General features: G+C 44.2%; 7 protein-coding genes. 4 read left to right on the top strand and 3 right to left on the bottom strand.

Going from position 1 to position 17,037, the window contains the following annotated elements; all coding sequences use genetic code 11:
* Positions 1–95 precede the first annotated feature (95 nt).
* Together DW036_RS22780 and DW036_RS22775 are read left to right on the top strand one after the other, a co-directional pair.
* The gene (locus tag DW036_RS22780) at positions 96–3,203 is read left to right on the top strand and encodes a glycoside hydrolase family 2 TIM barrel-domain containing protein (RefSeq protein ID WP_118466324.1); all 3,108 of its coding nucleotides are present in this window, start codon (positions 96–98) and stop codon (positions 3,201–3,203) included.
* 17 nt (positions 3,204–3,220) lie between these two features.
* Positions 3,221–5,128, top strand: a complete 1,908-nt coding sequence (locus DW036_RS22775) for a glycoside hydrolase family 97 protein (protein ID WP_118466323.1) — start codon at positions 3,221–3,223, stop codon at positions 5,126–5,128.
* Between the two features lie 8 nt (positions 5,129–5,136).
* Here the strand turns inward: DW036_RS22775 and DW036_RS22770 are convergent, their stop codons facing one another.
* From DW036_RS22770 to DW036_RS22760, 3 genes are all read right to left on the bottom strand, one after another.
* Complete coding sequence (locus DW036_RS22770; RefSeq protein WP_118466322.1) at positions 5,137–7,509, bottom strand: beta-L-arabinofuranosidase domain-containing protein; 2,373 nt, start codon at positions 7,507–7,509, stop codon at positions 5,137–5,139.
* A gap of 18 nt (positions 7,510–7,527) precedes the next feature.
* A complete protein-coding gene (locus DW036_RS22765) occupies positions 7,528–9,612 on the bottom strand; it encodes a hypothetical protein (RefSeq protein ID WP_118466321.1) in 2,085 nt (694 codons plus the stop codon).
* A 182-nt stretch (positions 9,613–9,794) separates the two neighbouring features.
* A complete protein-coding gene (locus tag DW036_RS22760) occupies positions 9,795–11,714 on the bottom strand; it encodes an alpha/beta hydrolase-fold protein (RefSeq protein WP_118466320.1) in 1,920 nt (639 codons plus the stop codon).
* A gap of 809 nt (positions 11,715–12,523) precedes the next feature.
* Here DW036_RS22760 and DW036_RS22755 point away from each other — a divergent pair.
* Positions 12,524–14,416 (top strand): glycoside hydrolase family 97 protein, encoded by a 1,893-nt coding sequence (locus tag DW036_RS22755; RefSeq protein ID WP_118466319.1) that lies wholly within the window; start codon positions 12,524–12,526, stop codon positions 14,414–14,416.
* Positions 14,417–14,557: 141 nt separating this feature from the next.
* Entirely contained in the window at positions 14,558–17,002 is a 2,445-nt protein-coding gene (locus DW036_RS22750) for a TIM-barrel domain-containing protein (protein WP_118466318.1), read from the top strand.
* The last annotated feature ends 35 nt before the right edge of the window (positions 17,003–17,037 follow it).

Below are 17,037 nucleotides of genomic sequence, written 5' to 3'. Positions count from 1 at the left end.
TCTAATTTTAAAAATCATATATTTAATTTTGAAAGTCTGTGGGCAGGTTAAGCTCTACATTTGTATCCTATAGGATAATTTCAAATAATAATGATATGAAAAAGAGACTATTCAGCCTATTTGCGTTGGCTATTGGATTGCAAACGGTTGCTTTATCCCAAAAGAATGAGTGGAGAGATCCGGAGATAAATGCTGTGAATCGTGCTCCGATGCACACTAATTATTTTGCTTATGAATCATACGATGCTGCCCGTACTGGTGTTAAGGAAGAATCTGATAATTTTCTGTCTCTGAATGGGATGTGGAAATTTAATTGGGTAAGGAATGTTGACCAGCGTCCGGATGATTTTTATCAGTTGGGTTATAATGATAGTGCGTGGGATGAACTGAAAGTACCTGCTGTATGGGAGTTAAATGGTTATGGTGATCCTATTTATGTCAATGTAGGATACCCATGGAAGAACCAATTCAGAACTGATCCTCCGAAAATACCTGTAGCCAACAATCATGTAGGATCTTATCGAAAAGAGATTGCCATACCGGCGGAATGGAAGAATAAGCAGATCTTTGTGCATTTTGGTTCTGTCACTTCTAATATCTATTTGTGGGTAAATGGTAAGTATGTTGGGTATAGTGAAGACAGTAAACTGGAAGCGGAGTTTGATTTGTCGGGTTATCTCAAACCGGGAAAAAATCTGATTGCATTTCAGGTGTTCCGTTGGTGCGACGGGTCATATCTTGAAGATCAGGATTTCTTCCGCTTTTCGGGTGTGGGACGTGATTGCTATTTATATGCTCGCAACAAGACTTGTATACAGGACATAAGAGTTACTCCCGATTTGGATCAGCAATACACCAACGGATCACTGGACATTGCTCTCCAGATGAAAGGACGGGGTACTGTAGAGTTGGAACTGTCGGATGCGAAAGGCAATGTAGTCGCAAACACCCGGGTGAATGGTTCGGGCAGTCTTTCGACTGTTATGGAGGTTAAGAATCCTCTTAAATGGAGTGCGGAAATGCCCAATCTTTATTGCCTGACCGCTACTTTAAAGAATGGCAATGATATTTTAGAAGTTATTCCGGTAAAAGTGGGTTTCCGTAAAGTGGAGATTAAGGATGCCCAGCTGCTTGTGAACGGACAGCCTGTACTGATTAAAGGTGCCAACCGCCATGAAATGGATCCCGATTATGGATATGTTGTTTCACGGGAGCGTATGTTGCAGGACATTCGGATTATGAAACAATTCAATATCAATGCCGTGCGTACGTGTCATTATCCTGACGATAATCTTTGGTATGAATTGTGCGATGAGTATGGTTTGTATGTCGTAGCTGAGGCTAATGTAGAGGCGCATGGAATGTTATATACTAATAATCAGCTTTCTAAACATGCTTCCTTTGCCAAAGCACATCTGGAACGTAACCAGCGTAATGTGCAGCGCAGTTACAATCATCCTTCGGTCATTATTTGGTCATTGGGCAATGAAACCGGTCCCGGCCCTAACTTTGAAGCTTGCTACCGTTGGATAAAAGCGGAAGATGAGACACGCCCCGTGCAGTATGAACAGGCCGGTCATGATTATTATACCGATATTTTCTGCCCGATGTATTTGTGGTACAGTGCGTGTGAGGATTATGCCAAGAGTAATGCTACTAAGCCGCTTATACAGTGTGAATATGCGCATGCTATGGGTAATTCTATGGGTGGATTCAAAGAATATTGGGACCTGATACGTAAATATCCGAAATTCCAGGGTGGGTTTATTTGGGACTTTGTTGACCAGTCTGTGCGTTGGAAAAATAAAGACGGTATTGAAATATATGCGTATGGCGGAGATTTTAATAAGTACGATGGTTCTGACAATAATTTCTGTGATAACGGTCTGATAAGCCCTGACAGGGTACCGAATCCGCACATGTACGAAGTGGGTTACTTTTACCAGTCCATTTGGACACATCCCGTCAGCCTGCAAAATGGAGAAATAGAAATCTTTAATGAGAATTTCTTCCGTGATCTTTCCGCTTATTATCTGGATTGGCAGTTATTGGCAGATGGTGAATTGGTAGAAGCCGGCACTGTTGGCAATCTTAATGTTGCTCCTCAACAAAAGGCGAAACTAAAACTGGACATCTCCGATGTAAATTCGTATAAAGACAAAGAACTATTACTGAATGTGTCTTATAAACTTAAAAAGGCTGAAACCTTATTATCTCCCGGATTTACTGTTGCAAAAGCTCAAATGCCCGTCATTCCCTATAAAGCACCCGATATGGCATTAGTGAATGTGAAGAAAACGAATATAGAATCGGTTGCTCCTTCCGTGAATAATGATGATGGCAATTATCTGATCATTGAAGGTGAGGATTTCATTATCGAGTTTGCGAAGAACAATGGTTTCCTGAGCAGATATAAGGTTGCAGGCAAAGAATTAATGAATGATGGCGGACAACTCGTGCCTAATTTCTGGCGTGCGCCTACTGACAACGATTATGGTGCCAGGTTGCAGCATAAATACAGGGTATGGCTGAATCCAAAACTGAAAAGAACTTCATTTACCAATAAGCAGGAAAATGGGACGATTGTAGTTGAGGCCGGATATGAAATGCCTGATGTATCTGCTAAATTATATCTGACTTATGTGATAAATAATACAGGTGAGATAAAAGTTACCCAGAAAATGGTTGCCGGTGAAGCAGAGAAAGTGCCCGATATGTTCCGCTTCGGCATGCAGATGCAGATGCCTGACGAGTTCTATAGAATCAACTATTATGGCAGAGGTCCTGTGGAAAACTATTCGGACCGTAATCATGCAACAGATTTGGGGATTTATCGCCAGACGGTGGCTGAACAATTCTATCCATATATCCGTCCGCAGGAAACGGGTACTAAGACTGATATACGTTGGTGGAGACAACTGAATGAAGCGGGTTCCGGATTGCAATTTGTTGCGGAAGCCCCGTTCTCGGCATCGGCTCTGAATTATACGATTGAATCTTTGGACGACGGATTGAATAAAGATCAGTGTCATTCGCCGGAAGTAATCCCGGTGGATTATACGAATATTTGCATAGACAAGGCTCAATTGGGGCTGGCTTGTGAAAATAGTTGGGGAGCTATCGCTTATCCGCAATACCGCTTGCCGTACGGTAATTATGAATTCAGTTTTATAATGAAGCCGGTATTTAATAAAGTTTATTGATGTGATAAAATCGGATTATGAGAAAATTGTGTTTGTTGTTCTTATTGATAGGAACCTATTGTTATGCCGGTGAAAAAAAATATACGGTTGATTCGCCTGACGGAAAGATACAGTTAGCGATTATTCAAACGGATGCCGGTGAGCTGACTTATCAATTATCCGTGAAGCGTAAACAAGTGATTGATGCTTCTGCATTGGGGTTTAAAACGGAAGATGGGCTGACTTTTCCTTTCCGGGGATGGAAAATGGGAAAGGTTACTCGTAACAAAGTGAATTCTGTTTGGAAGCCTCTGTGGGGAAAGCGTGCCGTGGTACCCGATAAATACAATGAGATGAAGCTGTCTTTTGTGAATGAAGCGAAATCATCGGATGCTTTGGAGGTAGTGGCACGGGCTTATAATGAAGGTGTGGCTTTTCGCTATGTGTCGCCTCAAGGTACAGGTTCTGCATTGGAACTTACTACTTTTAATTTTGCAGGCGATTATACTGCATGGTTTTATAATGGTGAAAGGCATAATATCGGTCCGGAACGATTGACGGAAACTGATGGTGAGCGCTTGCCTGTGATGACGGTGAAGGCTGCGGATGATTTATATCTGGCTGTCCATGAAGCTTGTCTGGATGAAGGGGAACCTTTGAAACTAAAGTCGGAAAAAGGGCAATGTTTGTTTTCTGTGTCTGTAAAGCCGCATTTGCTTCATGCGGGGTATCAATCGGCATGGCGTGTGGTTCTTTGCGGCAATCGTCCGGGCGATCTGGTGGATTCTCATCTCTTGGAATTATTGAATCCGGAACCTTCCGGAGATTATGATTTTTCATGGGTAAAGCCGGGAGTTGCATTGTGGGACTGGCGTATCAATGGTGCTCAATGGGAAGGATTTCATTATACAATGTCTTATCCTTCCTGGGAAAGGATGGTTGATTTTGCCGCAGAACAGGGTTTTGCCTATCTGGTTCTTGATGCCAACTGGTATGGACCTGAGTTTGAGCAAGGTTCAGATCCTGTTAAGGGAGATAAGGCCAGGGATGTACGAAAGTTGATTCAATATGGAAAACAGAAAGGAGTAGGCATTTGGCTGTATCTGAATGATGTAGGAGGACGTAATTATCCGTTGGAGGAAACTTTGAAGCAATATGGCGCATGGGAAGCTGCCGGGGTGAAGTATGGTTTTATGGCTGGAGATGCTGAAGAGAAGAATACCAGAACGAGGAGTATAACGGAAATGTGTGCACGGTATAAATTATTGGTAGATTTTCATGATTATCCGGTGCATCCCTATGGACAGATGCGGACGTGGCCCAATGCTGTGACGCGTGAATATTGCAAGGCTCAATTGGACGGGCATGAGATTTTCTATCCCAAGACCTTTGTTACTTCGGTGTTTGTAAATATGATAGCCGGCCCGATTGATATGAATAATGGTATGTTTGACTTGCGACAAGGAAAAACGACGCGTTCGGATAATAACCAGGAGGTGCCTTCAACGGTGGTATCGGAAGCTGCACGAACATTGATCACTTTCTCCGGCGCAACGATTATTCCGGATATTCCTGAATATTATCGTAAATATCCTGCTTTACTCCGCTTTTTGTCTGCACAGAAGATGCCTTGGCTGGAAAGTAAGACTTTGGATGGCAAAATAGGGGAATATATCGTAATGATGCGTCAAGCGGAAGATGGAGCATTCTTGGTAGGAGCTGCAACTAACGAAGAAAGTAGAACTTTACGTGTGCCGCTGTCTTTCTTAGGTAAAGGAGACTATGAAGCGGAAATTGTGGAGGATGGGGAGAATGCCCATTATTTGAGTAACAGAGAAACGATTAAGGTTTCGAAAAAGAAAGTAACGCGGAATGAAGTTCTGAATATAAAGTTAGCGCCGGGTGGCGGAGCTTGTATCCGTATTGGAAGATTAATAAAACAGTAGCTATCCAGCTACTGTTTTATTAATCTTACTTCATATATTTCACCTATTTGCTTGTTGGGTTTTGCCACAAACTTGACACGCACTTGTTTCTTATCCTGCAAAAGAGTAGCCGGAATGTCATAGGTTTCTGCTTTGAACTCTGATATGCGATATTTGCCGGTGTTGTTGATGGAACGGAGAAATACATCATCAATATAGATATCGAATTCATGGCTTTTCCATTCGCCCACTCCCCAATACTTGAGTCGCAGCTTGAGGTTAGTCAGACCATCGGTTTGCATGAGGTAGCTAAAATAATGTCCGTTGCGGGCATCGCGATAGAAGACATTATTTGTGTTACCGGTGTATGACTCGTCGGTCTCCATCTGGTGGTCGGTCTCCGGTTGCTGTTCGCCTGGCTGCACTTTGTCGACAGTGCTTGCTTCGAGTGCCTGACGCTCCTGTTCCTGCTTGGCAATGTTATCGATATACTGCTTGTAGCTACCTTCGGTGAGGGCAAGCCAATATATCATGTAACGAGAGTCATGAATCTCGAAGAATGGTTGCAACTCCCCTTCAATCTTGTTCTCCATGCGGGTGCTGAGTGTGAAGTGCAGTGGTTTACCAGGCACAGGAGTGAGCTGTGACGGGATACTGGCAATGTCATTGTTGATGAGGATTGGAGCTTTATCAATAGGCTGCTTTGGACCGCCTGCATACTGCCCGAAGCGACTATCATCCGCTATAAGTGACGCCATCGACTCTGTACCGGTTTTCATTCCGAGCAGGATAGGCCCATGCATGAGAGCAACGTACTGCGGTTCGTTGGGTAGATAGCGCAGGGATGAGTGCATTGGGAAATTGATGTTTACTACATCGCCTTTTTTCCATTTGCGATTGATGCTGACGTAGGATGACGGGCCTGTAATGATGTCGGCAGGCTTTCCGTTTACACTGACCTTGAATTCGCCCGGATGTACCCATCCCGGATAACGCACCATGAGATTGAATGTGCCTTTGCCTTCCGCAATAGTAATAGTACTGTTTTCAGAATAAGGGAAAGCCGTCTCCTGACGTAACGTGATGCCGCGTTCCTTCCAGTCGAGCTGTGAAGCCGCATATAGATTCACAAAAAGGGCATCACCTGCATGGGTGTAGATGAACTGTCCGTACTTGCCATGGTTCTCCATACCGGTGCCGACACAACACCACATTGCTTCATTAGGAGCGGAGTAGTTGCGATAGTGGCGGGGACGGGCAGGCGTGAAATAGACGTAGCCTCCATGTTCCGGGTGCTGGGTGGAGAGTATGTGGTTGAATGTGGCAAGCTCGTAATAGTCGGCATACCGCGCTTCCGGATTACGACGGTGGAGGTCTTCTGTAAGTTTCAACATATTGTTGGTGTTGCAGTTCTCAGGACCGTCGATGTCGTTGATGAAATCCATACAAGCATCCTTGGCCGGGAAATGCTCACGACGGCTGTTTCCGCCAAATGCAAGGCTGCGCTCGCCCGTTACGATATCCCAGAAGAATGAACTTGCCACATGATAATCCTCATTTCCCGACAGCTCTGATATACGCTCAAAGCCGATAACTTTGGGTACTTGCGTATTGGCGTGCATATTGTCGAGGCAGTCTTGCCGCTGCGACATAGGAGTAAATAACCGTTTGTGAGAGAAACGCTTTGCACAGTCAAGGTACTTCTGCTCATGAGTAATGGCATACGCGTCAGCAAGCACTTCGTTCATGCCACCATGCTCGTTGCCAAGCATCCGTTCCATCTGTTCGTCCGACAATCCTGATGTGATGTGGATTGCCCAATTGCAGAACTGCAGAAAAAGAGTCTTTGCCTGTTCGTTGCTGCAATATAGCCATGCGTCGCGTAAGCCGGCATACATCTTATGCAAATTGTAGAACGGTGCCCATGAGCCACTGTATACGCGGAAGTCTCCGTCTTTAAAGCCATTCCAAATATTCTGGCTGTTAGGCATTCCGCCCATGTAACCAACACCCCATTGGGGATGATTCTTGCAATTGGCTTCGGCACATTCGGCAATTTCACTGATAATGTACTCCATACGCTTGCGACATTCTTCATTGCCGGTGGCTGCATTGATGGCCATAGCTGTGAGGTAATGTCCTCCGACGTGTCCGTCTAATCCGTCCCAGTTGGGATAACATTTAGCTTTGGGTGTCAGCCCTGCCTCTTTTCGATAGGGAGCCATCAAACGGTCACAGTCGTACTTGAGCAATGTCTCGATATTCAAGTCCCGGGCATGTTTCAACGGCCCTTCGAGGAGTGTTATTTGTGAGAGCGGAAACTCGTTGGGATACAATTTATCTTGTGCATTTATCCCTGTGGCTGCACATATAATTAATAGAATAGTAAATGTTTTTTTCATGGTTACATTCTGATATTCTTATGCAAGAGGAGTAAACACAACCTTATATGTTTTAACTACCCCTTTATAATCGAATTTCACAATAGCAGTTCCGGAAACCGATGTTGCCTGGATAATCTCTACTTTCACATTCTTATCAGTCGCTGATGCCGATACAGTAGGGGTTCCGGTAGTTCCGGCCGGAAGTTTGTAAACAGCTTCATAGATGTCATAGCCGGTAATACCATTGCTTTCAGTAGAACGTACAGGAGTTGCCGGTACTTCGATTGCTTTTCCATTGACCTCTATATTTACTTTGGGGACAATAGGGCGAGCGATCTTCTTTTTGTTTGAACTGAATCCCAAGCCGGCTAAATCGAAAAGATTGTCCGTTTCTTCGCTTTCAGCAACGAGATAGATTGCATGTTTCTTGTCCAGGTGGTCAACAAACTTCGATACGTCAATTGTAAACTGTTCCGTTTTCTGCGCCGAGTTGGCAGGAACAACAATTTCGCCTATCTTCGTCCCTTTCCAGGTTTCGTTATCCCACGGACCATCTAACCAAACGTTCACTTTAAACGTTTTTGATGTTTTGGGTGTAAGGAAGAGGTTGAAGGCTGTTTGGTTTCCCTTTTTGGTTCCTTCGAAAGCTTTCAAACCCAGTTTGTCTTTATTCAATCCGCCGAAGCCGAAGTATTTATATCCTATTATATTGCCGTTTTTCACGTTTGTGATGGGGGCATGATTATCCCAGATGTCCCATGAATCCTGCTGGATACGTCCGTCGGAGAGATAACATGCAAATCCTGCGGAATAATACTGATAAGGATCAAGACCAAAGATGTGGAATCCTTCCGAGGTTACTTCTGCTCCTTTGTATTCATTCCCTTGACTGTCTTTGGCTGTCCAGATATTATCTTTTGCATAGGGATCGTAGGCTCTGATGGAAACTTTACCACCTTCCGATACTGACTTCTTATCCCATTCCACATGGATTGGGGCTACCATTGACTGGCGTGCGTTGCCGAATCCCCGTGGCGGACGGTGATAGAATACATACCATTGTCCGTTGATAAGTTCTATACTTCCGTGTGTATTGTGTCCTGCATTAGTTGTTTGCAGGCGTGAACCATCCTGATTTAACACCGGGGCACGCGAATCGACCAGAACGCCGCCACTTTTCCATGGACCCAGTGGAGAATCACCATAAGCGTAACGCAAAGTGGAGTTGGAACTGCCCAATCCATAGTCGGGACCTGAATGTCCGCTATAGATGGTCACGTATTTGTTTCCGATCTTACGTATGGATGAAGCTTCAAAGAAGTTGAATGCTTCGAGGTCCTCTCCGGGAAAGATATGCGGATATGAAATATTCTTCGGACCGCGATTGTTACCTCTGCGAACGCCTGCCGGCATGAAATAAGGAATAACCTCTGTCCCCGGACGTACGGAATACATGGTGTTCTGATCCAGTTGGGCGGCTAATGAACGTTGGAATCCCCAGTATCCATAAGCTCTGAATCCGATTTCATAATCCGGATCGTTCGGATCTGTGATATATTCGATATATACAGACGGGTCGAATCCCAGAATACTTCCGGGCAGAGTTTTTGTACCATCGGCAGTCAGGTTAATAGGGGTAAAAGGCCCGTCGGGGCGGCTTCCTTTGGCAACCATCGCTTCTCTGTCTCTACCGCGGCTATGCGGGTACAGATAATATTCTTTTGTGCCGTCCTTCCTTTTCACTTCAACAAGGTCGGGAGCGTACATCACATCCCATTGTCCTTCTACCTGATAGGTAAAGATAGCCCCTTCGTCACGCCAACTTGATAAATCTTCTACGGGTGCCGACCACATTCTGATGTCCGGTCCGCAATAGCTGCCGAAGCGGACATCGTGCGAACCGATGATGTAAGCGCGAAATTTTCCCGGATTGTCGGGATCTTCAAAAACACGGGGTTCTCCGTCCGGCAAATGTTCCCATAACGGTAGATACGGATTACCGGCTCCGTGATAAACAAACTTGGATGTTTTGGGCTGATTATTAGTACCGGCTATTGCTTTTGTTATTGCAAACATAGGGACAATGGCAAATAATAATAATACGACTTGAATTCTTTTCATAACCAATCTAATCTTTTTTATGCGTAAATATTTATGTTATTATTTGTTCAATAAGATACTATGCGACAAAAGTAAGCCATCGAGGGATGAATGGCTTTTGATATTAGATATTTGAATTTCAAAATCAGATATATTTGTGATAATCCTTGTTGAGTATTGAATTAGAAATAATGTGTCTTTTGTTATTCATTGAATAACAGCTGTGCAAAATTATACAGGTTGTTTCTCCATACCGGCCAAGTGTGTCCACCCGGATATTCGGAATATGTATACTTCAGTTTTAGTGCATCAAACTCTTTAAGCATATTCTGACAGTTCTGATAGGCTATATCTTCTTTACCTCCCATGGTAATCCAGAGTAATCTGAGTTGAGAGTCTATTGCCGCTTTATTCTTGCTGATAAACTCGTATTGCTCATCTGCAACTTTCTGATAGAAGGGCAGCCATCCGGAACTGAATACACCAAGATGAGCGAACATGTCCGTATGGTATAGTCCGGCATAAAGCGTCTGTATACCTCCCATAGAGAGGCCGGCAAGTGCGCGACTGTCTGGTTCTTTTCTGACGCGATAGTTCTTTTCTACAAATGGGATGACAGCTTGAGTCAGTTCGGCTTCGAAAGCTTTGAGCGCACCGCTGTTAAATCCGGCTGAAGGCATATTACCATCAAGCATTACTACTAACATAGGTTTGGCTTTTCCTGCTGCAATCAGATTGTCCATAATCAGGTCGGTCTTTCCTTGTGTGCCCCAGCCGCGTTCGTCTTCTCCACCACCGTGCAGAAGGTATAGAACGGGATATTTCTCGTCTGTACGGGTATCATATCCTGCCGGAGTATATACGAAAAAGCGTCTCCACGAACGGCTTATTTCCGAATAATAACGCTTCATGCGGATATCGCCATGCGGCACGTCTTTCAGTGCGTAGTATTCTCCGCCCTCAAAAGGCACTTCGATGCCACTTGCCATGCGTCCCATGCCATAGAAGGTCTCACTGCCGGGGTCGGCTACTGCCACACCGTCTATCAGGAGCGAATAGTAGTGGAAACCTTCTCCCAAAGAGTCTGTAACCGTTTGCCAGATGCCGTTTTCCTGTCTGGTCATATCATATTTCCGTCCCAGATCCAACTGGACCTTTTGTGCTTCCGGTGCTTGTATGCGGAATATGACACGGTGGTCTGCCGTCAGTTGCGGATACTTGGAGTTTCGTACATTGGTTTCCGCACGCATACCATGAATGCCGTATTGGTCGAAGCTTGATGTGTTTACCGGTTTGAAAAGTAGCTGGGAGAATAGATAGAGGTCATTCTTCCATACATTGAAGTCGTGTCCGCCCGGTTCTACATAAAAGATGTGAGGTACCTTGTGCTGTTGCAAGTAGAGGTGGGTACGTTCGCTGAAAGACATCAGACCATCGTTGTCACCACATGATATCCACAACAGCTTTAGTTGCTGCTTAGCCGTTTCGGGGTTCGGTACAAGTGCTTCGGGTGTCTTGGTGTTGGGGGCAGATGAGAAACCTCCTACCCAGGCAAATTTATCCGGATTTCCCAGTCCGAAGTTCAGGGACTGCCCGCCGCCCATTGACAAGCCTGCAATGGCACGGCTTTCACGATTCTTGATTACGGGGTATTTTCTTTCGATGAAAGGAATCAGGTCGTTCAGCAAGTCCTTTTCGAAGATGGCGAATCCTTCTACTTTGTCGGGTGCCATGATATTGCCGGTGGCGCGGTCGTCCTTTATGGCTCTGCCGTTGGGAAGTACCACAATCATAGGTTCCAACTTACCTTCGGCGTACAGATTATCCAGAATGACTTGGGGCTTACCGTTCTTCAACCATTCCAGTTCGTCGCCGCCGATACCGTGCAACAAGTAAAGAACAGGATATTTTGTCTTCTTGGAGAATCCGGGCGGTGTATAAACCAGTGCCTTCCGTTTTACACCTACAGTTTTCGAGTCATAACTCACTGTATCTACTTTCCCTTTGGTTATTCCTGCCTTTTCGATATCAAAGCCGGCCTGAGAGTGGGGAATGGGGCTTTGCGCCCATGTTCCTAAAGAGTATGCTAACATGCATACCAAAAGAAGTGTGAAATGTTTCATGATATTAATTTTTGCATCACAAAGATACCCCGAATTCCTGCTATTCGCCCAATAGCTATGTTACATGTTTGTTTCCTGTTGTTACACTGTTGCTTAAAAGTTGTTACATTATCGTGTCCCATCCATATTTGAGGCGGTGCAAATACGTTTTGGGTAAGGAGTGGGTATCTTTATGGAAATCAAATAAACGCTACGCAAGAAGTCAGGAGTTATGTGTTATTCTGAATAAAAAGTTATCGGAATGAACCTTTTGCCGACAGGAGTTCTCTAAAAAACACTCGAAATAGAATCCGGACGTATAATCTATGGAATATAAATGCATGATTCCTGCATAAATCGGGCGGTATATACAATACTTATGCAAGAAACTATATATCTGAGGCGAACCATCTATGGATGTAACGCAAAGAATCTATGGATGTAACGCAAAGGATCTATAGATGTAACACAAACCATCTATAGATGGGAAACAAACGGTCTATATATCTGAGACGAACCATCTGTTTTTACTGTACAGACTATCTGTTTTTCTTTTTTTAGGATTGTATGTATTTATGTATCATGCTGTCAATCAACAAAATCTTGATTTTCGTTTGTTTCTTTTCATTCTTCACTGCACCGGGACGGAAATATCGCATTCTCGTTATGCATTAAAAGCAAAGTGTCAGAGCTGTGCAGATATGAATTCATCTCAATATCAGTTCTTATTTATCTGAAATTGTAAATGGATTATCTAAAATTGCAAATCTATTGGAGTATATTCGCCTATCTTTGCTTTATATAATATCTGATAATAAAAGAGAGAAACTATGAATATACGAAGAAAAACATGGATGATGCTGGTTGCTGTTGTGATTAGTTCGTGCCATACAGAAACATTTGACATTGCTTCTCCTGACGGAGACCTGAAAGTCACAGTAGAACTTGCAGAGGAAAATGCCTATGGTGAGATTCTTTTTTCAGTGGATTATGAAGGTAAGCGTATTCTTTCTCAATCAAAGTTGGGGCTGGAAACAGATGCACAGAAGTTAGCCGGAAACCTGAAATTGAAATCCGTTTCGGCTGTAAAGCGTGTAACCGATGACTACAGAATGATAACGGGAAAGCGCAGTCATTGCGTGAACGGGGCTTCGGAGCGAATCTATTCCTTTGAAAATGAAGCGAGACAGACATTGGAAGTTACATTCAGGGTCTATAATGACGGCATCGCCTTTAAATACGGAATAAATACCGTTGCCGATGAAGAAAACGTTGTCCATGAACATACCACGTATGCCGTTCCGAAAGGTACCAGAAGATGGGTGCAGGAGTATGATCCGGGGTACGAAAAGTTCTTTCCGTTATCGACAGATGGGAAACTCACCAATCGTCCGGAAGTTGATCTCTGGGGGTATCCCGCACTCGTAGAACCACAGGATTCAGTGTTCATGCTGATAACGGAAGCAAATATCAGGCGCGGGCATTGCGGTTCTCTTTTGTATAATGGAGACCAACTTGATAGCTATCAGGTTCGACTGGCCGATAAACAGCCGGTTGGTAATGGAGCATGGGAATCTCCTTGGCGATTGCTTATTGTGGGAAATTTATCTGATGTGGTGGAGTCTACATTGGTGACCGATGTCTCCGACCCCTCCAAAGTGGAGGATACGGAATGGATAACCCCCGGTATGGTATCATGGATTTACTGGGCGCACAATCACGGTTCCAAGGATTATCAGAGAGTGAAAGAATACATCGACCTGGCTGTCCGTATGAAGTGGCCCTACGACCTGATTGACTGGGAATGGGATGAAATGGAGAATGGAGGCAACCTGCAAGACGCAGTGAAGTATGCTTTGGAACAGGGCGTTAAACCATTGCTGTGGTATAATTCGAGTACAAGTTGGCTCGGTCCCGGTCCCTTGTACCGGCTGAATAAAAAAGAAGATCGGGAGAAAGAATATAAATGGCTGAGTGACATGGGAGTTGCAGGTATCAAGGTAGACTTTTTCACGGGCGATAGCGTTGCCACCATGAACTATTATATGGATTTGCTTGAGGATGCGGTGAAGTATAAGCTGATGCTTAACTTTCATGGTGCCACCATCCCTCGCGGCTGGCAGCGTACCTACCCACACATGATGTCGGTAGAGGGAGTATATGGAGCCGAGTGGTATAATAATAATTCGATACTGACCAACCGGGCTGCCGAACATAATGCCACGCTGCCTTTCACAAGAAACGTTGTAGGCCCGATGGACTATACTCCGGGAACTTTTTCCGATTCACAGCATCCGCATATCACATCGCACGGGCATGAGCTGGCGTTACCCGTGATTTTTGAATCGGCTTTGCAGCACATGCCCGACAGACCTTCGGCTTATGAAAGCTTGCCGGAAGCGGTAAAGCATCTTTTGTCTGAGTTGCCCACTGCCTGGGATGATACGAAACTTCTGGCCGGCTATCCCGGGGTAGAAGTTGTCATGGCACGACGTAAAGGCGATGTATGGTATATCGCCGGTATCAACGGTACCGATGAACCGAGAACGCTTCATGCATCTTTGGAAAAGTTTCCTGTAAGTGGCAAGAAAATCTCTTTGTTCAAAGACGGCACTGATGACAGAAGTTTTGCTATTGAAGAAAACATTCCTCTATCGGACGAAGAAACCGGTTTAGAGATAAAGTGTTTGCCCCGTGGTGGTTTTGTGGCTGTAGTAAAGTGATTCTGATGGATAGCCATCAATTTATCTAATATTGAAAGTCAAATATCTAATATTGAAAAAGGTGTATAGTGATATGCAGCTATTTTTGTATCGTGCAAAGTTATGGCATGCGAGTTTTAATCATTAAATGTAATAAATACCATGAAACCAATTAGAAGCGTATTAATATCAATGGCGCTGTGTTGTTGTATCCCGCTTTCAGGGCAAGATTATCAGCAAATTCCTGAGGGAATTAAGGCGACCGTTAATTCTGTAGATGTAGAATTGCAATTCTATACTCCGTCAATTGTAAGAATACTAAAATCTCCTGATGGGTGGAAGTATACAAAGGAGAGCCTTTCTGTAATAGAAACTCCTCAGAAGGTGAAGACTGCCGTTACTCAGGAAGGCAATATTGTAAGACTGGAAAGTAGTGAAATGGCGGTTGCTCTTAACTTGGAGTCCGGTGTTGTGTCTTTCTTTAATGCGAAAGGAGAGCCGTTGCTCAGTGAAAAAGGAAAGCCGGAGTTTACCGATTTTAATGATGCGGGAACCAAAACGTTCGCTGTTAAGCAGGCGTTTCTTTTAGATAAGGATGAGCCTCTTTATGGGTTGGGCATTCTCCAGAATGGAAAAATGTCACAGCGTAACCAAACCAAACACCTTGTACAGGGCAATGTGGAGGATGGGGTTCCATTCGTGCAATCCGTGAAAGGATACGGCCTTTTCTGGGATAACTATTCACCAACCAATTTTGCCGATACAGCGGAAGGGACATCTTTCCAGTCCGAAGTAGGAGATTGCATCGACTATTATTTCATGTATGGCGGAGATGCCGATGGCGTAGTTGCACAGATGCGTACACTGACCGGACAGGTTCCTATGTTTCCCCTTTGGACTTACGGTTATTTCCAGAGCAAGGAACGTTATAAGAGTCAAGAAGAAACGGTGGGAGTGGTACGGAAATACCGTGAATTAGGTGTGCCTCTCGATGGAATTATTCAGGATTGGCAATACTGGGGACACAACTATTTGTGGAATGCTATGGATTTTAAAAACCCTTCGTTCAGCGATCCTAAAAAGATGATTGATGATGTGCATGGCATGAATGCGCGTATGTTGATTTCTATCTGGTCTTCGTTTGGACCGATGACCAAACCTTATAGAGAACTGGATAAGAAAGGTATGTTGTTTAACTTCTCCACATGGCCCCAATCGGGACTCGATACTTGGCCGCCCGATATGGAATATCCTTCCGGAGTACGCGTATACGATGCCTATAATCCGAAAGCCCGTGATATCTACTGGAAATACCTGAATGAAGGTATCTTCAAGTTGGGCATGGACGGCTGGTGGATGGATTCTACGGAACCCGACCATTTCGATTGGAAACCGGAGGACTTTGATACGAAGACCTATCTGGGTTCGTTCCGCAAGGTGCGTAATGCTTATCCGTTGTTGACGGTGGGTGGGGTTTATGATAATCAGCGTGCCGTAACTTCCGATAAACGCGTCTTTATTCTTACACGTTCCGTTTTTGCCGGACAGCAACGTTACGGAGCCAATGTATGGTCGGGAGATATCGGATCTTCCTGGGAGTCACTGCGCAATCAGATTCCGGCAGGCTTAAACTTCACTCTTACCGGAAATCCTAATTTCAATACTGATATAGGTGGTTTCTTTGCCGGAAGCTATAATAAGAGTTGGAATGACGGAAGTGCACCCAAGAATCCAATGTTTCAGGAATTATATGTACGCTGGCTACAATTCGGCACGTTTACTCCGATGATGCGTTCGCATGGAGCTGATACGCCGAGAGAAATTTATCAATTTGGGAAAAAAGGCGAACCTGTATATGATGCCATTGAAAAGATGATTCATCTGCGTTATTCTTTGTTGCCTTATATATATTCCACTTCTTGGGAAGTGACCGAACGGCAGTCGAGCTTTATGCGTGCGTTGGTAATGGACTTTGCCGGTGATAAGCGTGTATGGGATATGAAAGACCAGTATATGTTCGGTAAATCCATTTTGGTGGCACCGATAGTTAATGCGCAATATACTCAGGAGAAGCTGGTAAAACTAAAAGAAAATGATGGCTGGGATAAGAATAACGTTCAGAAGTTTGAGGATAAAGCTCCGGTAGACTTTATGCAGGCTAAGTCCGCAAAGGTATATTTGCCGGCGGGTGCTATCTGGTATGATTTCTGGACGAATGAAAAGCATGACGGTGGACAGGAAATAGAAAAGGAAACGACTATCGATGTCATTCCTTTGTATGTCAAGGCAGGCAGTATTATTCCAATGGGTCCTAAAGTGCAGTATGCAACGGAAAAACCGTGGGATAACCTTGAATTGAGAGTATATGCCGGTGCCGATGGTTCCTTTGTTCTTTATGAGGATGAATTTGATAACTATAATTATGAACTGGGAGCATATACAGAGATTCCTGTCGTATGGAATAATACATCACGCCAGTTGACCATAGGGGCTCGAAAAGGTGCATATAAGGGAATGTTGAATAATAGAAAGTTTACAATCGTACTTCAAGACGGAACTCAGAAAGTAGTTAACTACAACGGAAAAAGAGTGAGTGTGAAATTCTAATGCTATTGGGAAATATAGATTTTAAATACCAGAAA

It is taken from the genome of Bacteroides sp. AF39-11AC (assembly GCF_003474285.1).
Lineage (GTDB): Bacteria > Bacteroidota > Bacteroidia > Bacteroidales > Bacteroidaceae > Bacteroides.
Note: the sequence above shows the minus strand (reverse complement) of the source record. Positions and strands in the feature narration are given on the sequence as shown.

Coding starts and splice junctions, on each gene's coding strand:
- DW036_RS22760 (WP_118466320.1), bottom strand. CDS start 11,714: ATGAAACATTTCACACTTCTTTTGGTATGCATGTTAGCATACTCTTTA.
- DW036_RS22765 (WP_118466321.1), bottom strand. CDS start 9,612: ATGAAAAGAATTCAAGTCGTATTATTATTATTTGCCATTGTCCCTATG.
- DW036_RS22780 (WP_118466324.1), top strand. CDS start 96: ATGAAAAAGAGACTATTCAGCCTATTTGCGTTGGCTATTGGATTGCAA.
- DW036_RS22770 (WP_118466322.1), bottom strand. CDS start 7,509: ATGAAAAAAACATTTACTATTCTATTAATTATATGTGCAGCCACAGGG.
- DW036_RS22775 (WP_118466323.1), top strand. CDS start 3,221: ATGAGAAAATTGTGTTTGTTGTTCTTATTGATAGGAACCTATTGTTAT.
- DW036_RS22750 (WP_118466318.1), top strand. CDS start 14,558: ATGAAACCAATTAGAAGCGTATTAATATCAATGGCGCTGTGTTGTTGT.
- DW036_RS22755 (WP_118466319.1), top strand. CDS start 12,524: ATGAATATACGAAGAAAAACATGGATGATGCTGGTTGCTGTTGTGATT.